This window comes from Bacteroides eggerthii (assembly GCF_025146565.1).
In the GTDB taxonomy this organism is placed as follows: domain Bacteria; phylum Bacteroidota; class Bacteroidia; order Bacteroidales; family Bacteroidaceae; genus Bacteroides; species Bacteroides eggerthii.
In genome coordinates, this window is sequence record NZ_CP102258.1 from 2,750,547 (window position 1) to 2,772,244 (window position 21,698).

Consider the following 21,698-nt stretch of genomic DNA (forward strand, 5'->3'; position numbering starts at 1 on the left):
TCGATTTACCATACAAATATAAGCTATAAAAAAGCTTTTTGTGGAAATTTGTTAGGATATGAGCGTTAAAAACTCATCTTCGCTTATAATCTTTATACCCAGTTTATGGGCTTTTTCCAGCTTGGACGGCCCCATATTTTCACCTGCCAGAATAAAACTGGTCTTGGTGGAGATACTGCCAACGTTCTTTCCACCATTTTTTTCTATCAGATCTTTATATTCGTCTCGAGAATGATGGGTGAATACGCCGCTTATTACGATAGATTGTCCTGCCAGTTTATCCGTATATTCATTCAAATCTTCTTCTTTACGATATAGTTGCAACCCGGCAGATTTCAGACGTTCTATAAGACTGACATTCAATGGACTTGAGAAGTATATTAAGATGCTTTGCGCTATTTTTTCCCCGATTTCATCGATACTTGTCAGCTTTTCGAGATCTGCATTTTCCAGTTCCTCTATATTATTAAAGGATTTGGCTATTTTTTTGGCTACTGTTTCACCCACGAAACGAATTCCCAATGCAAAAAGCACTCTTTCAAAAGGAACTTCTTTGCTTGCCTTGATTCCTTTAATAATGTTTTCTGCAGATTTCTCACCCATACGGTCTAAATTTTTAATATCCTCTGCTGTGAGTTGATATAGATCTGCCGTATCCTTGATTAATCCCAAACGATAGAACGTATCTACGGTCTCCGGACCCAGTCCGTCAATATTCATAGCCTTGCGACTGATAAAATGCTCTATTTTGCCTTTTATTTGGGGGGGACAAGCTGTTTCGTTAGGACAATAGTGGGCTGCTTCTCCTTCATAACGTACCAACTTGCTGCCACATTCCGGGCAATGAGTGATAAATTTTACTTTTTCACCGATAAGCATGCCGCGTGCATCTTTGTCCACCCCTGTAATTTTGGGTATGATTTCTCCGCCTTTTTCCACATAGACCATATCTCCGATATGTAAGTCCAACCCTTCGATAATATCAGCATTGTGCAGGGAGGCTCTCTTCACAATAGTACCGGATAGTTGTACGGGGTCTAAGTTGGCGACAGGAGTTATTGCTCCGGTGCGTCCTACCTGATAAGTAACCCTGTTTAAACGCGTTAAGGCACGTTCTGCCTGAAATTTGTATGCTATTGCCCAACGAGGAGATTTTGCGGTGAAACCAAGACTTTTTTGTTGGCGCATACTGTTGACTTTTAGTACGATACCGTCTGTCGCAACCGGCAGGTTTTTACGTTCAGTATCCCAGTATCGAATATATTCGAATACTTCTTCAAGGCTGTGAGTTTTTTTCGTGTGCTCTGAGATCTTAAATCCCCAACCGGCGGCTGTTTGCAGATTCTCATAATGCCCGTCACAAGGCAATTCCTCTCCTAAAAGATAGTATAGATAGGCATCAAGCTTACGTGAAGCTACAATAGCGGAGTTTTGCAGTTTTAAAGTTCCGGACGCGGCGTTGCGTGGATTGGCAAAAAGCGGTTCTTCACGTGCTTCTTTTTCCCGATTGAGTTCTTCAAATACCTCCCAAGGCATTAATATTTCTCCTCTGATCTCAAAATGTTCAGGATAATTGTTGCCATGTAAAACCAATGGTATGGTGCGGATTGTTTTTACATTGTCTGTCACATCGTCGCCTTTTTCGCCGTCTCCTCGGGTTACAGCACGTACTAACTTGCCGTTCTCGTAGGTCAATGAAATGGACGTTCCGTCGTATTTCAATTCGCAGCATATTTCAAAATCCTCATTCAGAGCTTTTTTTACTCGGTCATAAAAGTCCGTTACTTCATTTTCGGAATAAGTGTTTCCTAACGAAAGCATGGGATATTTATGAGTTACCTGTGTGAAGTTCTTGTTCAAGTCACTTCCTACGCGCATGGTGGGAGAATTTTCATCTTGATACTCAGGATGCTCTTTCTCAAGGTCCTGCAATTCGCGCATCATGTCATCGAACTCTTTATCTGATATTTCGGGGGTATTCAGCACGTAATAATTATAATTGTGCCGATGGAGGTCGGTGCGTAATTGGTCTATTCTTTCTTTTATTGTCATAACGATTTTAGAGTTTGTACGCAAAAATACGGGTTTCTCCCGAATATTTTTTGCTTTTACTCTTAACTTACACTATTTTTGCGGAAAAATTAAGTATATGCGTATTGACATCATCACTGTTTTGCCGGAAATGATTGAAGGCTTCTTCAACTGCTCCATAATGAAACGCGCTCAAAATAAGGGGCTTGCAGAAATCCACATTCATAATCTTCGCGATTATACAGAAGATAAGTATCGCCGGGTAGATGATTATCCTTTTGGTGGGTTTGCCGGAATGGTTATGAAAATAGAGCCCATAGAGCGCTGCATCAATACTTTGAAGGCAGAACGAGAATACGACGAGGTAATTTTTACAACTCCGGATGGTGAGCAGTTCAATCAGCCTATGGCCAATACGTTGTCTTTGGCTAAAAATCTCATTATTCTCTGTGGGCATTTCAAGGGGATTGATTATCGCATTCGAGAGCATCTTATTACAAAAGAAATCAGTATTGGCGACTACGTACTGACAGGTGGTGAACTGGCAGCTGCCGTTATGGCTGATGCGATTGTTCGCATTATCCCCGGGGTTATCTCTGACGAGCAGTCTGCTCTTTCCGATTCCTTTCAGGATAATCTTTTAGCTGCTCCGGTCTATACGCGTCCTGCTGATTACAAAGGCTGGAAAGTTCCGGAAATTTTACTATCCGGTCACGAGGCTAAAATTAAGGAATGGGAATTGCAACAGTCACTTGAAAGAACTCGTAAACTACGTCCAGATTTGTTGAATGAGTGATATGTAAAATGTAAATAAAAAGAAAAAGGACATTCATGAGTGAATGTCCTTTTTTATGAAAATTGTTTGCGAATGGCTATGCCTTGTTAAGTGTTATATCTCAAGCGCACCTATTATTTCCTTCACAGACTTATAATTGTGTCTGTTGAGATAATCATCAATTCCTTCTGCAACCTTCACGGTTATTGCCGGATCGATAAAGTTTGCTGTACCAATTTGTATGGCAGAAGCTCCTGCAAGCATGAATTCTACTGCATCTTTCCAATTCATGATACCTCCCAGTCCTATGACTGGTATTTTTACCGCCTTAGCAACTTGCCATACCATACGGAGTGCAATGGGTTTCACTGCTGCTCCGGACATACCTCCCGTTACAGTAGAGAGTATAGGACGCTTGCGTTCCGCGTCCACAGCCATTCCTAGCAAGGTATTGATGAGTGATACGCTATCTGCACCGCCATTTTCGGCTGCACGTGCTATTTCTGTAATATCTGTAACGTTGGGTGAGAGTTTTACGATAAGTGTCTTTTTGTAAACTGAGCGTACAGCTTTTACTACTTCTTCAGCGCCTTTGGCTGTAACTCCAAACGCCATTCCACCTTGCTTGACATTAGGGCAGGAAATATTTAACTCTATGGCAGGAATATTTACAAGATCGTTGATGATTTCCGCTGTTTTCACATAATCTTCAATGGCAGAACCTGAAACATTCACAATCATATTGGTTCTGATATCCTTGATGCGCGGATAGATATGTTCAACAAAATAATGCACACCTTTATTTTGCAGTCCCACAGCATTTAACATGCCGGACGGAGTCTCTGCCATGCGCGGATATGGGTTACCTTCACGTTTGTGAAGAGTGGTGCCTTTTACAATTATACCACCTATTCGCGATATATCGATGAAATCGGCAAATTCTTCACCATATCCAAAAGTTCCGGATGCCGTCATTACCGGATTCTTCATTTGCAGTTCGCCAATATTTACACTTAAATCTGCCATAATAGTTTATTTGTATTAAAAACCGGACCTTCTTTACATACACATAAATGACCTTCCGTAGTATTTTCCACGCAACATAAGCAGGCTCCTATGCCACATGCCATCATGTTCTCCAGGGATACTTCACAATTGATGCCTTTACTTTTAGCATATTTAGCTACGGCCATCATCATCGGTTTAGGCCCGCAGGTATATATTTGTTCAAAATTCACTTTGCTTAATATAGAGTGCTGGGTGACATATCCTTTTTCGCCATAGCTGCCGTCTTCCGTAGTGGTATATACTTCTCCATAAGCAGCGAATTCTTCTAATTGCAGCAAGTCTTTATTGCTTCTGGCGCCTAACAGGAACGTTGGTTTGCTTCCGTTTTTAGCTAATTGTTCACCTAAATACAGCATAGGTGCTGTGCCTACACCACCACCTACTAATAGAAGCTTATCTGAGGGCTTTTCAGGCATTGTGAAGCAATTTCCCAACGGAAGTACTACATTGATTGCGTCTCCCTTTTTCGCTTCGCCTAAACGCTTGGTTCCGTCACCAACAAGTTGAATGAGGAACCAAACCTCATTCCGTTTTTTGTCTACATAATTAATAGAGATAGGACGCCGTAGGAAAGTCGTTGGTGAACCGTCTACACGAATCTCTGCAAATTGTCCCGGTAGCATTTCCGGAAGCGGGGACGAAGAAGTCAATTTCAGCAGCGCATAATTGGCATGCAGACGAACATTCTCGGTCACTGTCAGATCTAAAATATATTTTTTCATATTATCTATAAAGAAGAATTATCTTTCGGCTGCAAAGATACGGGAATTTGTGCAAATAGCCGTAGCTGTCTTCTAATTTTCCGGTTTGAATGTTTCGTAAGTATTATCATCAAAGAAAATTCTTATTTCGGTTATTTTCCTTGGTGGCCTTTCTTTATAGATAATCTCTTGTTTTACAATCTCTTTGGTGGGCTTTTGTGCTGTTTCTAATGCGATTTCCTTGCGATTTTCCGAAACATTCGGTTCATAGGACGGGTTTTCTGGATTGTCAGCAAATAGCGGATAGTCAAATCCACCGCTTTCAGTGGAAGAGGAATCATTACTCATATTTCCTTCCCCCGTTAGCAACCATTCCAAGTTAATGTCCTTGTAACATTGGTGCAACTTCAGAATTACTTCTGTACTTGGATATTTATTGCGAGAACCTAAAATGTGAGAAATGGTAGCTTGGGCCACTCCAATGCTTTCGGCAAATGCTCCGGCAGTTAGTTTTTCCCGATCCATTATCATCTTAAATCTATCTTTTATACTCATGGTGTGATTATTATTACAATTGTATTCCTAAACTATCCGATTACAAAAGTAAATAATAAAAATCACAAAAGCAAATCATAATTGTAATATGTGATTTTTTACAGTTGTACTCCTGATCATTACTTATGTTATATATTAATGTGCAATGTCTATTATTGATTGATTTATCATTAATATTTTTAGTTTAATTAAAATCTATATTTTATTGATATATAATGTATTATATACACTATATTTGCTTGATTTTACCTGTATTACAATTGTTTCATGCTTGTTATTTGTTCTATTAAGCCTTTGCTATAATAAAATGTGGTATAGTTAAGATTTATAGCTATTTATATTTCTAAAATGTTACTATTAATGGTTTGTTGTATAAACGTATAATGAGCGATATTATTAATGCAAATTTCGATATTTACAATTGTATTGATGATATAATATGTATATTTGGTATATATTACCATTGTATTTTATACAATAGTAATATATGCTTTTTACGAAAGTTATATTCCATAGTTGCAGTGCACAACTATTCTCTCTATTTAGTATTGATGGATAAATTTGGATGGGCTATTTTTTTAAGAAAATGGGTGACAATTAGCAAGCGGATTTATATTCTCTCTGTTCCACTTCTCATTAAGATGAAATCTTTGCCTTATTTCCGTATAAATGTCTGGATGATTAAAAAAATGCGATTCTCAGGGCATCTTTTTGGGGGTATTTTATTGTATATTAGTCTTTTATACTACTTTTAGGGTTATTGGCAAAGAGGTGAAATAGAAAAAAAGGGGGAAATTCCCCCTAAATGTGACAGAATGATACAAAAATGAACAGTTTCTTCTATTTACTTTATTGTAGGAAAGGTTATGTTCAAAGGAGTTTTTAATGCAGGATTTTAAAGATCAACTCACGCAAGAGATCGCTGTCATTTAATGAAGAGTTGCCTACTCCTTTGGATTTTGCATCCGTATATCGTATTTCTCCAATGATTTGCATGGTTTTTACTCCATTATATCGCCGCATGGCATTTAGATATTCACGAGACTGCCATGGAGTCTTTAAGCCTATGAATGAAGCAATGCCTTGCTCTGTTTTTTCGGGAGCGTAATAGGCTAACATTAAGTTGGAAAAGAATCCAAAAAGTAAAGATAAAGTCATTTGAATCGGATTGGTTTTTGGATTTTCTTCAAAATATTTTATTATTTTATTCGCTTTCAAGATGTCCTTTTCCACAATGGCGCTACGGAGCTCAAAGTTGTTATAATCTTTGCTGATTCCAATGTTTCGCTCTATCTGTTCGGGGGTAACGCGTGTCTGGCTTTTTGGAAGTGTAATAATCAGTTTCTCCAGCTCTCCGGTAAGGCGACTGAGATCGGTTCCTACGAAATCGGCAAGCATGGAAGTTGCTTTGGGATCCATGTCTACCCCCTTACGTTTCATGTATGACGTGATGAATGTCGGAAGCTGGGCATCCCTTACTTTCTTAGATTCGAACAGTATGCCGGACTTTTCTATTTCGGCAGCCAGCTTTTTCCTTCTGTCCAGTGTGCCATGCTTGTGGCATATTACCAATATAGTGGAAAGCAAAGGCTTCTGAAGGTAATAGGAAAGCTCTTCCATGTTGCGTATGTTCTGTGCTTCCTTTACCACAACCACTTGGTGTTCTGACATCATCGGATAACGTTTGGCGGCATTGATGATTGTAGCTACATCTACGTCTGCACCATACATTACGGTCAGGTTGAACTCTTTTTCGGTTTCATTCAGTATATTGTCCGTTATATAATCCGAAAGAAGATCGATGTAATATGGTTCTTCGCCCATTAAATAATAGACGGGGCGGTATTGTCCGGCTTTTAGCTCTTTGATAATGTCGTCACACGTGATTTCCTGCTTTGCCATATTTTTTTGCTTTACCAGTCGAATTTCAGATGTTTTACGGTTTTCTTTTCGTCAATAATCATACGCAGGGATGCGATGCCTATTTCAACGTGTTCCGTTACGTAATTTTGGGTTACTATATTATCGCTCTTATCGGTCTTGACCCCTTCGGGAATCATTGGTTGATCGGACACCAGTAATAAGGCTCCTGTCGGGATATGATTGGCAAAGCCGCAGCTGAATAAAGTTGCCGTTTCCATGTCAACTGCCATGGCGCGCGTCTTCTTGAGGTATTCTTTGAAGTTTTCATCATGTTCCCAAATACGGCGATTGGTAGTATATACGGTTCCGGTCCAGTAATCACGCGCATAGTCGCGAATGGCGGAAGAAACGGCACGTTGCAGCATAAACGCCGGTAATGACGGCACTTCCGGTGGAAAATAGTCGTTTGAGGTACCTTCGCCACGGATGGCGGCGATTGGAAGGATAAGGTCCCCTATTCTATTTTTTTTGTCTATACCACCGCATTTGCCTAAAAACAGACATGCTTTAGGCTGAATAGCGCTCAGTAAATCCATGATAATGGCGGCATTAGGGCTTCCCATTCCAAAATTGATAATGGTTATTCCTTCCGCACTGGCAGAAATCATATTGGCATCTTTGCCGAGAATGGGAACATTGAACTTTTCAGCGAAAATTTCCACATACTTGTTGAAGTTGGTCAACAGGATATACTCTCCAAAATCTTCCAGGTTACGTTTTGTGTAACGGGGTAGCCAATTAGCGACGATTTCTTCTTTTGTTTTCATAAGATTTCATTAAATTTGTTCCCTAAAGAGTCGTTAAGGAGTGATTGTTTAACTTACAAAGTTACAATAAAAAAGTAAAAACAAGAAATTAAAATAGAATGTTCTCACTGAACTTGCCGGCATTTGATGCCAAAATTGCTATGAGGGACGGGAAAAGGAGTATTTTTGACGTAGTCCGTCGCCGATATGTTGCTTTGACTCCTGAGGAATGGGTGCGACAGCACTTTGTGCACTTTCTTTTGGTGCATAAAGGTTATCCGCAGGCGCTTATGGCAAACGAGGTGCAGGTGCAATTGAATGGCACTAAAAAACGCTGTGATACAGTGCTTTACAGGCGTGATCTCACAGCGCGTATGATTGTGGAATACAAGGCTCCCGAAGTGGAAATTACTCAAAAGGTTTTCGATCAGATTACCCGTTACAATATGGTATTGAAGGTGGACTATCTGATAGTGAGTAATGGTATCAGGCATTATTGCTGTCGTATGGATTATGAAAATAATAGTTATATTTTCTTACAAGATATACCCGATTACAAGGATCTTTGATTTGAGTCACTGAGTGAGCTGCAATGAGTCCCTGAGTGAAAGGGATTCAGTCAGGGAGTCAATGCCTTTCACTCAGGGACTCATTGTATCCCCTCTCAGAGTAGCTTCTGGACGGGGGATGAAAATGTTGATGATGTGTGAAAATGATAGTAAAAAATACGTATCCCCTCCTACTCCTATAAGTTTGGACAAATGTGTGAAATTAATTGGAAATAGCAAAATAGGCCTACTTTTGATTTTCATGTTCACAAATAAGGTTCAGGCTGTTATTCATCTCATAAAATAACTGCCTGAACCTTATTGGGTTTATCGCAAGAATTACGGAATTTATTCAGCGTCTGCTGCTTTCTTTCTGCTTCTTGTTGTTTTTTCTTTTACCGGTTCTTCTTTCACTTCCGGAGCAATACCTGCCAGTTCCGGGTCAATCATGATACGTCCGCAATATTCGCAAACAATGATTTTCTTACGTGAACGGATGTCCAATTGTCTTTGAGGCGGAATTTTGTTGAAGCAACCACCGCAGGCATCACGCTGTACATAAACGATGCCCAAACCGTTGCGTGAATTTTTGCGGATACGCTTGAAAGACTGGAGCAGACGCGGTTCGATTTTTGTTTCGAGATCTTTGGCTTTGTCTCTTAGCTTTTCTTCTTCCTGTTTGGTTTCAGAAATGATTTCGTCCAGCTCATTCTTCTTTACGTCCAGATCTTTTTGTCTTTCTTCCAAAGCGGCAATGCTTTCTGCTGCTTCCTGAGATTTCACTTCCTCATCAGCGGTAAACTCTTTGATTCTCTTTTCGCAAAGCTCAATTTCCAATGTTTGGAACTCGATTTCTTTACTTAGGAAGTCATATTCGCGGTTGTTACGTACGTTTTCCTGTTGTTCTTTATATTTTGCAACGGAAGCTTTTGCGGTTTCGATCTCTACTCTTTTGGTAGCAATAGCGGATTTCAATTCGGAAACCTCCGACTGGATTCTTTCGATACGGGTACTCAAACCGGCAATTTCATCTTCCAAGTCTTGCACTTCCAGAGGAAGCTCGCCTCTCAACGTCTTGATTTCATCAATTTTAGACAACATGGTCTGTAATTGGAACAAAGCTTTTAATTTCTGCTCCACTGTCAATTCCTGAGGATCTTTTTTTGCTTCTTTAGCCATTTTAATTACATGTATTTTATGGGATTCGTATTTACTTTGCTTGGTTGAACTTCAACAGCAGGAAACAAATCCCGGATTATTGTATAAAATATTTCTTTTGTATACTGTTCGCTTTCATAATGCCCTATCTCTGCCAACAGGATGTCTGTGTCGTGGCCGAAATAGTCGTGGTATTTTATTTCGCCGGTAATGAAGACATCAGCATGGTTGCGTATGGCAAGCGGCATGAGAAAAGCCCCTGCACCGCCACATAGGGCAACGGTCTGTATCTCCCGCCCGGTCAGTTTGTTGTGTTTCAGGCAACCCACTTCAAAGGTTTTCTTGATACGCTTCAGGAACTCCAATTCGGTTTCCGGAGCTTCCAATTCGCCGATAACGCCTGCTCCGGCTTGTTGCCAGGAGTTCTGCAACGGATATAAATCAAATGCAGGTTCCTCGTACGGATGTGCGGCGAGTAACGCTTTTATTGCTTCTGCTTTTCGGTAAGCTGGCAGAATGGTTTCGATACGCGTCTCCTTTTCCACATGCCGCTCGCCGATTTTTCCGCAATAAGGATTGGCGCTTTCAAGAGCACGAAACATTCCCTCGCCCTCCACATTGTAGCTGCACGAATCATAATTGCCGATACATCCGCATCCGGCAGATGCCAATGCTGTGCGTACTTGTTCCGCCTGTGCGGCAGGTACGAATGTCACCAGTTTCAATAAAGCGTTTTCTTTGGCTTCCAGTACACGTACATTCTTTAATCCGATTTTCTCGGCAATCTTGAAATTCACTCCTTCCGGTGCATTGTCCAGGTTAGTGTGGGCGGAATAAATGACAAGGTCGTTCTTGATAGCTTTCAAGATACAACGCTCCACATAGTCCTTTCCTGTAATGGATTTATAACCTTTGAAGATAAGCGGATGATGCGATATGACAAGATTGTACCCTAACGCAATTGCTTCGTCCAATACGGCTTCAGTAACGTCAAGACACAACAAAGCCCCTGTTGCTTCCGCATCTGTCAATCCAATTTGCAGGCCGGCATTGTCAAATCCGTCTTGCAATGGCAGAGGCGCGAACCGTTCAAGGGCGCTTACTATCTCCTTAATTTTCATTATCGGTAGAAAATTTGGTTGCAAATATACATAAAAGTAGCGAATTACGGCTTACTTTTTACTTTTTTTTCTATCATGACAGGCCGTAGCTTTCCGTAGGCGTCGAAAGACTTACGCGAAGCCAATGAAATGGTTATCATCAGTGAAAGCATAGATGCCGTAAATGTGATAACCATAATCATCATCTGATATTTGATAGCGACATTGGGACTACTCCCGCCCAATATCTGTCCAATCATTGTTCCGGGAAATGCTACCAAGCCCATGACAGAGATATTGGCGATGAGCGGACTGAATGCCTTGATAATGGCCTGACGGATAAACGGCGCTTGCGCTTCTGTACGGGTAGCCCCGTTACCAAGCAGATAGCGGTAAAGTTGTTGCTCGCGTTTCAATCCGCTATAATAAGTATTTAGGGCTATAACATTACTGGATAGCATGTTTCCCATCAATATGCCGAAAATAGGAATGAAGTATTGGGCACTGAACACATTTTCAAGACGCAGTACGATTCCTATAAAATACATTCCCACGCATACCACGCTACACAGAAAACCTACGGATATAGGTATCAGTAATATCCTGCGTTTCAGTTGTGTGCGTGCCAGTGCCGTTTGCGAAGCTACGAGTATCATGACGATTACCCACAGGAAATTAATCCACGGATTATTCCAAAGAAAAAGGTATTTCAGATAAACGCCGATGAAGAAAAGCTGCACAATCATGCGTGCCGTACCGATGAGAGTTGCACGTAGCAGGCCGGTCTTGAATTTCCATATATAGAATAATGGTATTAATAGCAAAAGTAGTCCGATGCCCAGACTGAGGTATGATATGTCGATAGTTCCCATGAGTATTTTCGATAGCTTGTAATGCAAAGGTAGCGCTATTAATAAATTATGGAAGAATTTATTAATAAATTTACCGGAATTTATTAATAAATCTTGGAAAATTCATTAGTGTTTTGGTGGTTCTCTTTTTCCTGCGGAATTAGCGGATAAATAAGAAAACCAATGCGGATGCAATAATAATGCACCCTCCAATAATAATCAGCATCATTCGTACGGTATGTTTCTGTTCGGAATGTTCCTTTTGCCGGGTAAATTTGGTTATCTTTTCCATGTCTTCTGCAGTTGTATTGTGAGGCATGCGGCGCCCTTTGTGCATTTTATCTAAACGCTCATTGAGACGCTCCCGGCGAAGAAGGCGTAAATTGCGGTTCTCCTTATCACGACGTATCATATCAAAAACAAATCCGGCAAAACTCATGGCTTTATGTTTATCAGGTTTGTCACATTATTATATGTCGGTCACATCCTTTGGCGAAATCCATGTCGTGTGATACTGCCAGTACGGCGGTTCCCTTTTGGGTTTGATGCCGTAAGAAGGCCAGCACTCTCTCCGTAGAACCCGAATCGAGTGCCGAAGTCGGCTCGTCCACAATGATTAGTGGCTTGTTGATCATGGAAGCTACGGCTATCATCATGCGTTGGCGTTGGCCGCCGGATATCTCATTTACACGTTTATAATATAACTCTTCTTCAAGTCCTAATTCTTCAAAGCAATTGAATAGTTGCATTTCGGAGAACGGTGTGGCTCGATTGGCTTTCAGACTGAAAGGCAGCTGTATCATGTCTTTTACCCATTCTAACGGTAGCGCCAATTCTTGTGGAATCCAAGCTATTTGTTTGCGAATGAGGTCTATGCTGTTTTTATCCGATACGATGTTATTGACCGTAATACGTCCTTCTTTTAATGGAGTAAACCCCAGTATGGCATTGAGAAGAGATGTCTTTCCGCATCCCGACGAACCGGAAATACAGGCAATCTCTCCCCTCCTCAATTGCAGGTTGAAGTTGGAGAATAGTATATCATGACCGTATGCAATACTGGCACCCTCTATTTGTAACATAAATAAATTCTTTAGTCCTTATTGCAAAGGTAAGGAAAAAAGATTTGCAAAGATAACTTTATACTTTTATCTTTGTATCACTAATTAATTCGGGAAAAAAAGTATGATACAGAACGAACGGGATTGCCGCCATGAGCATGTACTGGGCGTGGCGAGACAAATGATGACTGCCGCACGCACAGCGCCTAAAGGGAAAGGTGTAGATGTAATTGAAACGGCACTGGTTACAGGAGAAGACCTGAAAAAACTTTCAGAAAAAATGAGTGCCATGGCAGAAGAATTGGGTATGAAGTTCTTTCTGCGTGATGCGGCAAACGTTTTGCAAGCAGAATGTGTTGTTATAATAGGTACGCGCGAGCAGGCGCAAGGGTTGAACTGCGGTCATTGTGGCTTTCCAACTTGTGCCGGGCGTTCCGAGGGTGTGCCATGTGCCTTGAATACGGTTGATGTGGGGATTGCTGTCGGCTCTGCTTGCGCTATGGCTGCCGATATGCGGGTGGATACCCGGGTGATGTTCTCTGCCGGACTGGCTGCACAACGAATGAATTGGCTGAAGGATTGCAAGGCGGTATTCGCTATTCCGGTCAGCGCTTCTTCCAAGAATCCGTTCTTTGATAGGAAGCCTAAAGAAGAAAAGAAATAAGTGTATTGCCGAACCAGAAGTTGAGAAATGTAAAGTTGAACTTTAGGCTTCATTATCTTACTTAACGAATTAAATAACTTAGAATTGATATGGGATATTTTGTTGGAATTCCATTAGGTGGAGCTACCGAAAAAGATTATCAGGTGCGTTTTGGTAAGAATATGACCTTTCAGGTGGAAACGCGTGCTCCCCACCTGCCTGCAGAATGGGCTTTACAAAGCGGTGTACAACTTACATGGCCTCATGCAAATACCGATTGGGCTTATATGCTTGAAGAAGTACAGCAATGTTTTATTGCCATTGCTTCCGAAATAGCCAAGCGGGAGTTGCTGCTGATTGTAACTCCGGAACCTGAGGAAGTGAGAATGCAAATCTCCGCGGCAGTTAATATGGATAACGTACGTTTTCTGGAATGTGAAACGAATGATACTTGGGCGCGCGACCATGGAGCTATCACTATGGTAGATACAGAGGGAGCTTCTCTGCTTGATTTTACTTTTAATGGCTGGGGACTGAAATTTGCTTCGGATAAAGATAATCAAATTACACGTCGGGCTGTTGAAGCCGAAATCTTAAAAGGTCGATATATGAACCGTTTAGGCTTTGTGCTGGAAGGCGGTTCCATTGAAAGTGACGGCTTGGGAACATTACTTACCACTTCGGAATGCCTGCTGTCGCCTAACCGTAACGGTCAGCTGAACAAGGTGGAGATTGAAGAGTATCTCCGATCGACATTTCATCTTGAACGGGTACTTTGGCTGGATTACGGATATTTGGCCGGAGATGATACGGACAGCCATATAGATACGCTTGCCCGTTTTTGTTCGCCGGATACGATTGCTTATGTGCAGTGCCGGGACGTGAATGACGAGCATTATGAGGAGTTGCACCGAATGGAAGAACAACTTAAAACGTTCCAAACACTCGCAGGAGAACCTTATAAACTGTTGGCACTGCCAATGGCCGATAAAATAGAAGTGGAAGGCGAAAGACTCCCGGCTACGTATGCTAATTTCTTGATAATGAATAATGCGGTGCTATATCCCACATATAATCAGCCGGAGAATGATATGCGCGCCCAAGAGGTGTTGCAAAAGGCTTTTCCCGAACATGAAATTGTAGGCGTAGACTGTCGTGCTTTGATAAAACAACATGGCTCGCTGCACTGTGTCACGATGCAATATCCGATGGGGGTAATCAAATAGTAGGAAGATATGGAAGTTGTCAATTTCATTTTTTGTGGGATATTTATAACTATGTATACAGCAGGCTGGTTCTTTCCTAAGTTTCGGCAGTATATTAAAAAGAATATATGGTTGGATAATCTTCCGGGAGTATTGGAACTTATCTTTCTTCTAAATTTCTCCGAATATCTTTTTGTAGAGCAATGGAATTGGGAATATGGTGAAATACTCTCTTGGGTTATTTCAATTCTTATCAGTTTGGCAACTTATTATTGGTGGGATAGATTAGACCGAAGAACAATAAAAAAACATTCAAAAGAAATATAGATTATGAGAAAAATAAAAGTCGGTATTATCCAGCAGGCTAATGTCGCGGATATGCGTACCAACCTGATGAATCTGGCCAAGAGCATCGAAGCGTGTGCCGCTCATGGTGCACAATTGGTAGTGTTGCAGGAACTGCATAACTCACTCTATTTTTGCCAGACGGAGAATACCCAACTGTTTGATTTGGCGGAACCTATTCCCGGACCGTCAACCGGTTTCTATTCAGAGTTGGCAGCTGCCAACAACATTGTATTGGTAACCTCGTTATTTGAAAAACGTGCTCCGGGTTTGTATCATAATACAGCAGTTGTTTTTGAACGTGATGGTAGCATTGCCGGGAAATACCGCAAAATGCATATACCTGACGATCCGGCGTATTATGAGAAATTTTATTTCACTCCCGGAGATTTGGGATTTGAACCCATACAGACTTCTCTTGGAAAGCTGGGAGTGTTGGTATGTTGGGATCAATGGTATCCTGAGGCTGCGCGTCTAATGGCATTGAAAGGTGCCGAATTGTTGATTTATCCTACGGCTATCGGTTGGGAAAGCAGTGATACGGATGATGAAAAGTCTCGCCAATTGAATGCTTGGATAATCTCACAACGCGGACATGCCGTAGCCAACGGACTTCCTGTCATTTCAGTGAATCGTGTGGGGCATGAGCCTGATCCTTCCATGCAAACGAATGGTATTCTTTTTTGGGGAAATAGTTTTGTGGTTGGTCCGCAAGGTGAGTTTTTGGCGCAGGCTGGTAATGATCAGTCTGAGAATATTGTGGTGGAAATTGATTTGGAACGTTCGGAGAATGTCCGTCGTTGGTGGCCATTCTTGCGTGATCGCAGGATTGACGCCTATGAAGGATTGACAAAGCGTTTTTTAGATTAAAAAAGGGCTTCACTTAAAAGTGACCTTTTTATTCATCAGGAAGTTCACTCCGCCATATACAAATAGTCCTAAGAATTGGGCAAGATACTCATCGCAGTTTAGCCCTTCTACCAGTCCGATAAGGAAAATGAATTGTGCACAATAAGCCATGCCAAAGGCTATGGAAAAGAGCAGCACTTGTCGCCAAGTGTTGCTCTTCTTTTCTGTTGGGAATATCCAATACTTGCACCAAATGAAATTGTGAGTCTGTGCAAGTATGTATGCCGTTACATTGGAAAGCATGTAATTGATGTCCAATTCATCCATCATAAACCAGATGGTGACTGCTGTAATTAAAGCGTTTAGCGTACCGATTACTGCAAAACGAAAAATACGTGTGGACTCTTTCACTCTCTCCTATTCTCTTGTATTTATTCTTTTACCTCAACAATAAGGTTGAGTTCATCCAACTGTTTCTGATCGATAGCCGAGGGTGCGTCCAGCATAACATCTCTGCCGGAGTTATTCTTCGGAAATGCGATGCAATCACGAATACTGTCAAGGCCTGCAAAAATACTAACCCAACGGTCAAGACCGTAAGCCAAACCGCCATGAGGAGGTGCTCCGAATTTGAATGCATTCATCAGGAATCCGAACTGCTCTTCGGCTTTCTCCGGAGTGAACCCTAATATTTCGAACATTTTAGCCTGTAATTGTGCGTCGTGAATACGTATAGAACCGCCACCGACTTCAATGCCATTGCACACCATATCGTAGGCATCGGCGCGGACTGCTGCGGGATTGGTGTCCAACAAAGGAATATCTTCATCTTTAGGATGAGTAAACGGATGGTGCATAGCCATTAGGCGTCCTTCTTCTTCGCTCCACTCAAACATCGGGAAATCAACAATCCAAAGCAATGCAAATTTATTCTTATCGCGCAGCCCTAACTGATTACCCATTTCAAGACGAAGCTCATTCAGTTGCTTGCGGGTTTTCATTGCATCATCACCACTTAAAATAAGAATTAAGTCACCTGGTTTAGCGCCAAAGGCGGCTTTCATTTCCTGCAAAACTTCTTGTGTATAGAACTTGTCGACACTTGATTTTACGGTACCGTCAGCTTCTACACGAGCATATACCATACCTTTGGCTCCGATTTGCGGTTTCTTTACGAATTCGGTCAGAGCATCCAGTTGCTTGCGGGTATAACTTGCAGCACCTTCAGCACAGATACCTCCGATGTATGCAGCATTGTCGAATACAGAGAAACCATGCCCTTTCATGATGTCCATCAATTCTACAAATTTCATACCGAAGCGCAGATCAGGCTTGTCACTTCCATAATACTTCATGGCATTTGCCCATGGCATACGTTGGAATGGTTCTGTCAACTCCACACCGCGAATTTCCTTGAAAAGATACTTTGCCATGCCTTCAAAGAGTTCGATTACATCATCTTGTTGTACAAAAGACATTTCGCAGTCTATTTGTGTAAATTCCGGCTGGCGGTCGGCTCTCAGGTCTTCATCGCGGAAACATTTGGCTATTTGGAAATAACGGTCGAAACCGGAAACCATCAGCAATTGCTTCAATGTTTGAGGGCTTTGCGGCAGTGCATAGAATTGTCCCGGATTCATGCGTGAAGGAACAACAAAGTCGCGTGCACCCTCCGGTGTAGAACCTATGAGAAGCGGAGTCTCCACTTCGATGAACCCTTTACTGTCCAGATATTTACGAACTTCAATTGTCATTTTATGACGCAGTTCCAGATTCTTACGTACAGTAGCACGACGCAAATCCAAGTAGCGGTATTTCATACGGATATCATCCCCGCCGTCTGTATTATCTTCGATTGTGAAAGGCGGAGTCAGAGCGGAATTTAGCACATTCAGTTCTGAAACAATAATTTCAATGTCTCCGGTAGGAATATTTTTGTTTTTGCTGAAGCGCTCATTCACAGTTCCCACTATCTGGATTACAAATTCGCGTCCCAAGTGGTTAGCCTGCTCGCAAAGCTCGGCATCTACTTCTTCATTAAATACTAATTGGGTAATTCCGTAACGGTCGCGAAGGTCTATGAATGTCATCCCCCCCATTTTACGGCTGCGTTGTACCCAACCTGACAATGTCACTTGCTTATTAATGTCGGAGATACGCAATTCTCCGCAGGTGTGTGATCTATACATCTTATTATATTACTATTTTACAATTTACTATTTTCTGTTTGGCGATGCAACATCAGGATGTGTCATTGCTAAAAGCGGATAAATATTGTGCAAAAATACATAAAACATATTACAGACGTATCAAAACAGAAGAGTTTATTTTAAAAAAACAACTTTATGGAACAACTTGAATAATAAAATTATCAATCTTGAACATCTCCCGATAATCTTGTAGACTTTAATTCTTTCTAAGTTTTTTTATTTGTTCCTTGCCTTTATCCAATATCATTCTGTTTGTATGAGTAATATCTTCCATTATGGACTCATTTATTTGTTTAAGGCCATTGATGTAATCTTGAGCACGTTGTAGTACGTTTGAGGTGTCTTTTTCTGCATTTTTGGGCACAATGACTTGTAAACCCCTTTGGATTATGTTGACGTCAATATTTTCTCCCATCATCATCGGGTCTCCATCAAAGTGTATTACTCCCGGTTTGGAACGGTGGATACGGAGTGTTTTACAACGGAAAGTTTTTATTCGGCTGTTCTGGTCAATGGTTTTGTTAAACAGCTGGAATGATAATGCAGGTACATCCAATACGGTAAACGGTTCCAGGATGGTAACATCCAGCAAACCGTCGTTAAGTGTGGCTTGCGGGGTGATATAGGCGTTGTTCCCATATTGTGAGGCATTTCCGCATGCAATCAGGAAAGCTTTATAGCGTGATGTGCTTCCGTCCATTTCCAGCTCGTAAGTTTCCGGTTTGTACTTTAAACTTTCAAGCAGGGTTTTCTCCAGATATATGAGTGGCCCCCTTCTGCCGGCCTTGGAAAATTGCAGACTGACAAATGCGTCAAATCCCACTCCGCAGGTACAGAAAAAAGGAACATCATTGATCTTGCCATAGTCAATAATGTCTATCAATCCTTCATTGATGATGTCAATTGCCTTTTTGGCTTCCATTGGAATTTGCAGATGACGGGCGAGTCCGTTTCCTGAGCCACATGGAATAATACCTAATGCCGTTTTGGTGTGTACCAATGAACGCGCTATTTCATTGATTGTTCCATCTCCACCAATGGCAACTACGGCAAAAACCTCTTCTTTGGCCTTTCGGGCAGCTATTTCAACGGCATGTCCCGCCCATTCCGTATAGATTACTTCGGGCATGTACCGATTCTTATCTAACTTTTCGTCAAGCCATTTCAATATATGCTCCTTACCCTGTGTACCGGATATAGGATTTATTATAAATGCTATTTTCTTTTTATTATCATCCATTTAAACGGGGTTTTCTATCATGCAAAAGTAATATAAATCCTTTAATTTTAACCATAGTGAGTCTCTTAAAACGAGTTAGAGTAGATTTTTTAGAGTAAAAGGAACATATAACAACATATTTTGCTATCTTTGCCCCCTGTTTTTAAGAACTTGTTTTTAATAGAATTAATATTCATTATATAAAAGACATTTCATGGGTTTACTGCAAGACAAATTCGCGAAATATGATTTGCCGCAACAATTTATGGCAAAAGGGGTATATCCCTATTTCCGCACAATTAACAGCCATCAGGATACAGAGGTAACGATGGATGGCAAAAAGGTCCTGATGTTCGGTTCGAACGCATATATGGGATTGACATATGACAAACGAATCATTGACGCTTCCATTGCTGCCACTGAAAAATATGGTACAGGATGTGCCGGTTCCCGTTTTCTGAACGGTACTCTTGATATACATGTTGAATTGGAAAAGGAATTGGCTGAATTCGTAGGGAAAGATGAAGCGCTTTGCTTTTCTACCGGTTTTACTGTAAATGAGGGTATCATTCCTGCAGTAGTAGGTCGTGGAGATTATATTATCTGCGATGACCGCGACCATGCTTCTATCGTGGACGGACGCCGCCTCTCTTTCGCTACACAATTAAAATACAAGCACAACGACATGGAGGACCTTGAAAAGGAACTCCAGAAGTGTGAACCGGATGCTGTGAAGTTGATTGTTGTAGACGGTGTGTTCTCAATGGAAGGTGATTTGGCCAACTTGCCGGAAATCGTTCGTTTGAAGAAGAAATATAATGCCAGTATTTATGTGGATGAAGCTCATGGTTTAGGTGTATTCGGTAAGCAAGGTCGCGGTGTTTGCGATCATTTCGGAGTTACCGAGGATATTGACCTGATAATGGGAACATTCAGCAAATCATTGGCTTCAATAGGTGGTTTTATTGCCGGTGATAAGGATGTCATCAATTGGTTGCGTCATAATGCCCGTTCTTATATATTCCAGGCGAGCAGCACGCCGGCAGCAACAGCAGCGGCTCGTGAGGCTCTTCACATTATTAAATCAGAACCGGAGCGTATTCAGCGTTTGTGGGATATCACTAATTACGCTTTGAAGAGTTTTCGTGATGCTGGTTTCGAGATCGGTGAAACAGAGTCTCCTATTATACCTTTGTATGTACGTGATACGGAAAAGACATTTGTTGTGACAAAGATGGCTTTTGATGAAGGTATTTTTATTAATCCGGTTATTCCACCGGCATGTGCTCCTCAAGATACATTGGTACGTGTGGCGCTAATGGCTACTCATACTAAAGAACAAGTGGATTATGCAGTTGAAAAGCTCACAAAATGCTTTAAGGAATTAGGTATTATCAAGTAGAAGAGTATTTGCAAGAAATTATATGAAGTGGGCTGTCCGGTTACCGGGCAGCCCACTTTTTTGTAGTAGAGAGTAAAAAAGTGCTTTTGTTTGAATTTGCTGGTTCTAATTACCTGTTTGCTTTGAATTTGAAATTATTTTAGTATATTTGTTGCTATTATTAATGAAAAGCATAACATTTGAATGAAAAAACAAGATTTCCTTTTCGTTTTTACTCTAATCGTAATCTTCTTACCTTTCTTTGTAAGCGATGCCCTTTATGATTGGTATAAATCTTTCAATGCAGCACATGGCATGATAATGAGTTTTGTGAAATTCGGGGTGCTTGCCACTTTGGGCGAAATTCTGGGGCTTCGCATTAGTTCAGGAGTGTATAATAGAAAAGGATTTGGTGTCCTCCCTCGAGCGGTTGTATGGGGGCTTTTAGGAATGGGGATTAATATGGCAATGATTGTCTTTTCCAAAGGTGTACCGCAATTCATGGAATACATGGGAATGGAAAATGCCTCGTCTATAATTAATGGAGAATTCTGCTTGGATAAGCTATGGGTTGCTTTGGCTATATCTGTCACTATGAACACAATCTTTGCTCCTGTGTTTATGACATTTCATAAGATAACGGATACGCATATCTTGGATTGTGGCGGTTCGCTCCGTAGCCTTGTAACCCCTATCCCGATGACGCGCATCATTACACATCTTAATTGGGATGCACAATGGAACTTTGTTTTTAAGAAAACGATCCCTTTCTTTTGGTATCCGGCGCATACTATAACTTTCTTGTTGCCGGGAGAAGTCAGGGTTTTGTTTGCGGCTATATTAGGCGTTGTTCTTGGAGTGCTGCTGGCTATTGCTGCAAGAAAGAAATAATAAAGCTTTTGGATTAGTGACTAGTCCTAAATACTGTAACAGTTGTTTAGGGCTTAGTTGATTTTTCTTTAGCATAACGTAATGTATAGCCGTAGTTGGAATTTAAAACTAATGAATCGGTTGTAAGTTTTTCAATTTTTAAAGTGTCTATCCCTTCTATTTCCACGCCGTTGCCAATGCTCTTTACTGTCAGGTAAAGTTCATCTCCTTGCTGCTCCCAATATTTGTATACCAACGTAGCCATGTTAATAGAAGATGCTTCTCCATCTTCGTCCAGTCTTATGCCTTGCATCTTGCCTGGTTGTCCATCAATGGGCATTATCCATGAGCCAATGATGGTGACCTTACTCTTTTTTTCGTTACAAGCAGTCATAGCTATAATTAATACTGTCGCTGCTAATAAAAGTGTTTTCATACGGTATTTTTTTGTTACTAAAT

Annotated in this window: 23 protein-coding genes; 8 read left to right on the top strand and 15 right to left on the bottom strand. The window is 41.2% G+C overall.

Annotated features, from left to right (window positions below; translation table 11 throughout):
• Positions 1-51: 51 nt before the first annotated feature.
• On the bottom strand, positions 52-2,052 hold the full coding sequence (gene ligA / locus NQ546_RS11310) for an NAD-dependent DNA ligase LigA (RefSeq protein WP_004291023.1): 2,001 nt from the start codon (positions 2,050-2,052) through the stop codon (positions 52-54).
• A 97-nt stretch (positions 2,053-2,149) separates the two neighbouring features.
• On the opposite strand from ligA, the gene trmD reads away from it, so the two are divergent.
• Positions 2,150-2,827, top strand: a complete 678-nt coding sequence (trmD, locus tag NQ546_RS11315) for a tRNA (guanosine(37)-N1)-methyltransferase TrmD (RefSeq protein WP_004291022.1) — start codon at positions 2,150-2,152, stop codon at positions 2,825-2,827.
• 93 nt (positions 2,828-2,920) lie between these two features.
• Here trmD and NQ546_RS11320 read toward each other — a convergent pair whose 3' ends face one another.
• From NQ546_RS11320 to NQ546_RS11340, 5 genes are all read right to left on the bottom strand, one after another.
• Positions 2,921-3,832: a dihydroorotate dehydrogenase gene (locus NQ546_RS11320; protein ID WP_004291021.1), complete on the bottom strand. Its 912-nt coding sequence runs from the start codon at positions 3,830-3,832 to the stop codon at positions 2,921-2,923.
• Positions 3,820-4,596 carry a dihydroorotate dehydrogenase electron transfer subunit gene (locus NQ546_RS11325; protein WP_004291020.1) on the bottom strand — a complete coding sequence of 259 codons (777 nt, stop codon included), beginning with the start codon at positions 4,594-4,596 and terminating at the stop codon, positions 3,820-3,822. The genes NQ546_RS11320 and NQ546_RS11325 overlap by 13 nt, the downstream gene beginning before the upstream one ends.
• A 72-nt stretch (positions 4,597-4,668) precedes the next feature.
• The gene (locus NQ546_RS11330) at positions 4,669-5,130 is read right to left on the bottom strand and encodes a helix-turn-helix domain-containing protein (protein ID WP_004291019.1); all 462 of its coding nucleotides are present in this window, start codon (positions 5,128-5,130) and stop codon (positions 4,669-4,671) included.
• Positions 5,131-6,012: 882 nt separating this feature from the next.
• Positions 6,013-7,032, bottom strand: a complete 1,020-nt coding sequence (holA, locus tag NQ546_RS11335) for a DNA polymerase III subunit delta (protein WP_004291016.1) — start codon at positions 7,030-7,032, stop codon at positions 6,013-6,015.
• Positions 7,033-7,043: 11 nt separating this feature from the next.
• Positions 7,044-7,820 (bottom strand): AMP nucleosidase, encoded by a 777-nt coding sequence (locus tag NQ546_RS11340; RefSeq protein WP_004291015.1) that lies wholly within the window; start codon positions 7,818-7,820, stop codon positions 7,044-7,046.
• A 98-nt stretch (positions 7,821-7,918) separates the two neighbouring features.
• On the opposite strand from NQ546_RS11340, the gene NQ546_RS11345 reads away from it, so the two are divergent.
• A complete protein-coding gene (locus NQ546_RS11345) occupies positions 7,919-8,368 on the top strand; it encodes a type I restriction enzyme HsdR N-terminal domain-containing protein (RefSeq protein ID WP_004291014.1) in 450 nt (149 codons plus the stop codon).
• A gap of 327 nt (positions 8,369-8,695) precedes the next feature.
• On the opposite strand, the gene NQ546_RS11350 is transcribed toward NQ546_RS11345, so the two are convergent.
• The 5 genes from NQ546_RS11350 to NQ546_RS11370 all read right to left on the bottom strand — a co-directional run bounded on the left by NQ546_RS11350 (position 8,696) and on the right by NQ546_RS11370 (position 12,538).
• Positions 8,696-9,526, bottom strand: a complete 831-nt coding sequence (locus NQ546_RS11350; RefSeq protein ID WP_004291012.1) for a zinc ribbon domain-containing protein — start codon at positions 9,524-9,526, stop codon at positions 8,696-8,698.
• Between the two features lie 5 nt (positions 9,527-9,531).
• Positions 9,532-10,626, bottom strand: coding sequence for a Nif3-like dinuclear metal center hexameric protein (locus tag NQ546_RS11355; protein ID WP_004291011.1), 1,095 nt, complete (start codon positions 10,624-10,626; stop codon positions 9,532-9,534).
• A 44-nt stretch (positions 10,627-10,670) separates the two neighbouring features.
• Positions 10,671-11,477 (bottom strand): ABC transporter permease, encoded by an 807-nt coding sequence (locus NQ546_RS11360; protein ID WP_004291010.1) that lies wholly within the window; start codon positions 11,475-11,477, stop codon positions 10,671-10,673.
• 139 nt (positions 11,478-11,616) lie between these two features.
• Positions 11,617-11,895, bottom strand: a complete 279-nt coding sequence (locus NQ546_RS11365; RefSeq protein ID WP_004291009.1) for a hypothetical protein — start codon at positions 11,893-11,895, stop codon at positions 11,617-11,619.
• Between the two features lie 22 nt (positions 11,896-11,917).
• Positions 11,918-12,538, bottom strand: coding sequence for an ABC transporter ATP-binding protein (locus NQ546_RS11370; RefSeq protein WP_004291008.1), 621 nt, complete (start codon positions 12,536-12,538; stop codon positions 11,918-11,920).
• A gap of 103 nt (positions 12,539-12,641) precedes the next feature.
• Here NQ546_RS11370 and NQ546_RS11375 point away from each other — a divergent pair, with 103 nt between their 5' ends.
• From NQ546_RS11375 to NQ546_RS11390, 4 genes are all read left to right on the top strand, one after another.
• Entirely contained in the window at positions 12,642-13,181 is a 540-nt protein-coding gene (locus NQ546_RS11375) for a ferredoxin domain-containing protein (RefSeq protein ID WP_004291007.1), read from the top strand.
• 89 nt (positions 13,182-13,270) lie between these two features.
• The gene (locus NQ546_RS11380) at positions 13,271-14,386 is read left to right on the top strand and encodes an agmatine deiminase family protein (protein WP_004291006.1); all 1,116 of its coding nucleotides are present in this window, start codon (positions 13,271-13,273) and stop codon (positions 14,384-14,386) included.
• Positions 14,387-14,395: 9 nt separating this feature from the next.
• Positions 14,396-14,692, top strand: coding sequence for a hypothetical protein (locus NQ546_RS11385; protein ID WP_004291005.1), 297 nt, complete (start codon positions 14,396-14,398; stop codon positions 14,690-14,692).
• A gap of 3 nt (positions 14,693-14,695) precedes the next feature.
• Positions 14,696-15,580: a carbon-nitrogen hydrolase gene (locus NQ546_RS11390; RefSeq protein ID WP_004291004.1), complete on the top strand. Its 885-nt coding sequence runs from the start codon at positions 14,696-14,698 to the stop codon at positions 15,578-15,580.
• Positions 15,581-15,589: 9 nt separating this feature from the next.
• Here NQ546_RS11390 and NQ546_RS11395 read toward each other — a convergent pair whose 3' ends face one another.
• The 3 genes from NQ546_RS11395 to NQ546_RS11405 all read right to left on the bottom strand — a co-directional run bounded on the left by NQ546_RS11395 (position 15,590) and on the right by NQ546_RS11405 (position 19,009).
• Positions 15,590-15,970, bottom strand: coding sequence for a GtrA family protein (locus NQ546_RS11395; RefSeq protein ID WP_004291003.1), 381 nt, complete (start codon positions 15,968-15,970; stop codon positions 15,590-15,592).
• A gap of 20 nt (positions 15,971-15,990) precedes the next feature.
• Positions 15,991-17,748: an aspartate--tRNA ligase gene (gene aspS / locus NQ546_RS11400; protein ID WP_004295035.1), complete on the bottom strand. Its 1,758-nt coding sequence runs from the start codon at positions 17,746-17,748 to the stop codon at positions 15,991-15,993.
• 217 nt (positions 17,749-17,965) lie between these two features.
• On the bottom strand, positions 17,966-19,009 hold the full coding sequence (locus tag NQ546_RS11405; RefSeq protein ID WP_004291000.1) for a diacylglycerol/lipid kinase family protein: 1,044 nt from the start codon (positions 19,007-19,009) through the stop codon (positions 17,966-17,968).
• Between the two features lie 193 nt (positions 19,010-19,202).
• Between NQ546_RS11405 and spt the strand changes: the two genes are divergently transcribed.
• Positions 19,203-20,390: a serine palmitoyltransferase gene (gene spt / locus NQ546_RS11410; protein WP_004290999.1), complete on the top strand. Its 1,188-nt coding sequence runs from the start codon at positions 19,203-19,205 to the stop codon at positions 20,388-20,390.
• Between the two features lie 183 nt (positions 20,391-20,573).
• A complete protein-coding gene (locus NQ546_RS11415; protein WP_004290998.1) occupies positions 20,574-21,260 on the top strand; it encodes a hypothetical protein in 687 nt (228 codons plus the stop codon).
• 46 nt (positions 21,261-21,306) lie between these two features.
• Here the strand turns inward: NQ546_RS11415 and NQ546_RS11420 are convergent, their stop codons facing one another.
• Positions 21,307-21,675, bottom strand: a complete 369-nt coding sequence (locus tag NQ546_RS11420; RefSeq protein ID WP_021939411.1) for a lipocalin-like domain-containing protein — start codon at positions 21,673-21,675, stop codon at positions 21,307-21,309.
• Positions 21,676-21,698 lie beyond the last annotated feature (23 nt).

Bases quoted from the DNA above. Each gene is read 5' to 3' on its own strand.
- spt (WP_004290999.1), top strand. From the start codon at position 19,203: ATGGGTTTACTGCAAGACAAATTCGCGAAATATGATTTGCCGCAACAA.
- NQ546_RS11420 (WP_021939411.1), bottom strand. From the start codon at position 21,675: ATGAAAACACTTTTATTAGCAGCGACAGTATTAATTATAGCTATGACT.
- aspS (WP_004295035.1), bottom strand. From the start codon at position 17,748: ATGTATAGATCACACACCTGCGGAGAATTGCGTATCTCCGACATTAAT.
- NQ546_RS11415 (WP_004290998.1), top strand. From the start codon at position 20,574: ATGAAAAAACAAGATTTCCTTTTCGTTTTTACTCTAATCGTAATCTTC.
- holA (WP_004291016.1), bottom strand. From the start codon at position 7,032: ATGGCAAAGCAGGAAATCACGTGTGACGACATTATCAAAGAGCTAAAA.
- NQ546_RS11340 (WP_004291015.1), bottom strand. From the start codon at position 7,820: ATGAAAACAAAAGAAGAAATCGTCGCTAATTGGCTACCCCGTTACACA.
- NQ546_RS11405 (WP_004291000.1), bottom strand. From the start codon at position 19,009: ATGGATGATAATAAAAAGAAAATAGCATTTATAATAAATCCTATATCC.
- NQ546_RS11385 (WP_004291005.1), top strand. From the start codon at position 14,396: ATGGAAGTTGTCAATTTCATTTTTTGTGGGATATTTATAACTATGTAT.
- NQ546_RS11380 (WP_004291006.1), top strand. From the start codon at position 13,271: ATGGGATATTTTGTTGGAATTCCATTAGGTGGAGCTACCGAAAAAGAT.
- NQ546_RS11375 (WP_004291007.1), top strand. From the start codon at position 12,642: ATGATACAGAACGAACGGGATTGCCGCCATGAGCATGTACTGGGCGTG.
- NQ546_RS11360 (WP_004291010.1), bottom strand. From the start codon at position 11,477: ATGGGAACTATCGACATATCATACCTCAGTCTGGGCATCGGACTACTT.
- NQ546_RS11325 (WP_004291020.1), bottom strand. From the start codon at position 4,596: ATGAAAAAATATATTTTAGATCTGACAGTGACCGAGAATGTTCGTCTG.
- NQ546_RS11355 (WP_004291011.1), bottom strand. From the start codon at position 10,626: ATGAAAATTAAGGAGATAGTAAGCGCCCTTGAACGGTTCGCGCCTCTG.
- NQ546_RS11320 (WP_004291021.1), bottom strand. From the start codon at position 3,832: ATGGCAGATTTAAGTGTAAATATTGGCGAACTGCAAATGAAGAATCCG.
- ligA (WP_004291023.1), bottom strand. From the start codon at position 2,052: ATGACAATAAAAGAAAGAATAGACCAATTACGCACCGACCTCCATCGG.
- NQ546_RS11330 (WP_004291019.1), bottom strand. From the start codon at position 5,130: ATGAGTATAAAAGATAGATTTAAGATGATAATGGATCGGGAAAAACTA.
- trmD (WP_004291022.1), top strand. From the start codon at position 2,150: ATGCGTATTGACATCATCACTGTTTTGCCGGAAATGATTGAAGGCTTC.
- NQ546_RS11390 (WP_004291004.1), top strand. From the start codon at position 14,696: ATGAGAAAAATAAAAGTCGGTATTATCCAGCAGGCTAATGTCGCGGAT.
- NQ546_RS11370 (WP_004291008.1), bottom strand. From the start codon at position 12,538: ATGTTACAAATAGAGGGTGCCAGTATTGCATACGGTCATGATATACTA.
- NQ546_RS11350 (WP_004291012.1), bottom strand. From the start codon at position 9,526: ATGGCTAAAGAAGCAAAAAAAGATCCTCAGGAATTGACAGTGGAGCAG.
- NQ546_RS11345 (WP_004291014.1), top strand. From the start codon at position 7,919: ATGTTCTCACTGAACTTGCCGGCATTTGATGCCAAAATTGCTATGAGG.
- NQ546_RS11365 (WP_004291009.1), bottom strand. From the start codon at position 11,895: ATGAGTTTTGCCGGATTTGTTTTTGATATGATACGTCGTGATAAGGAG.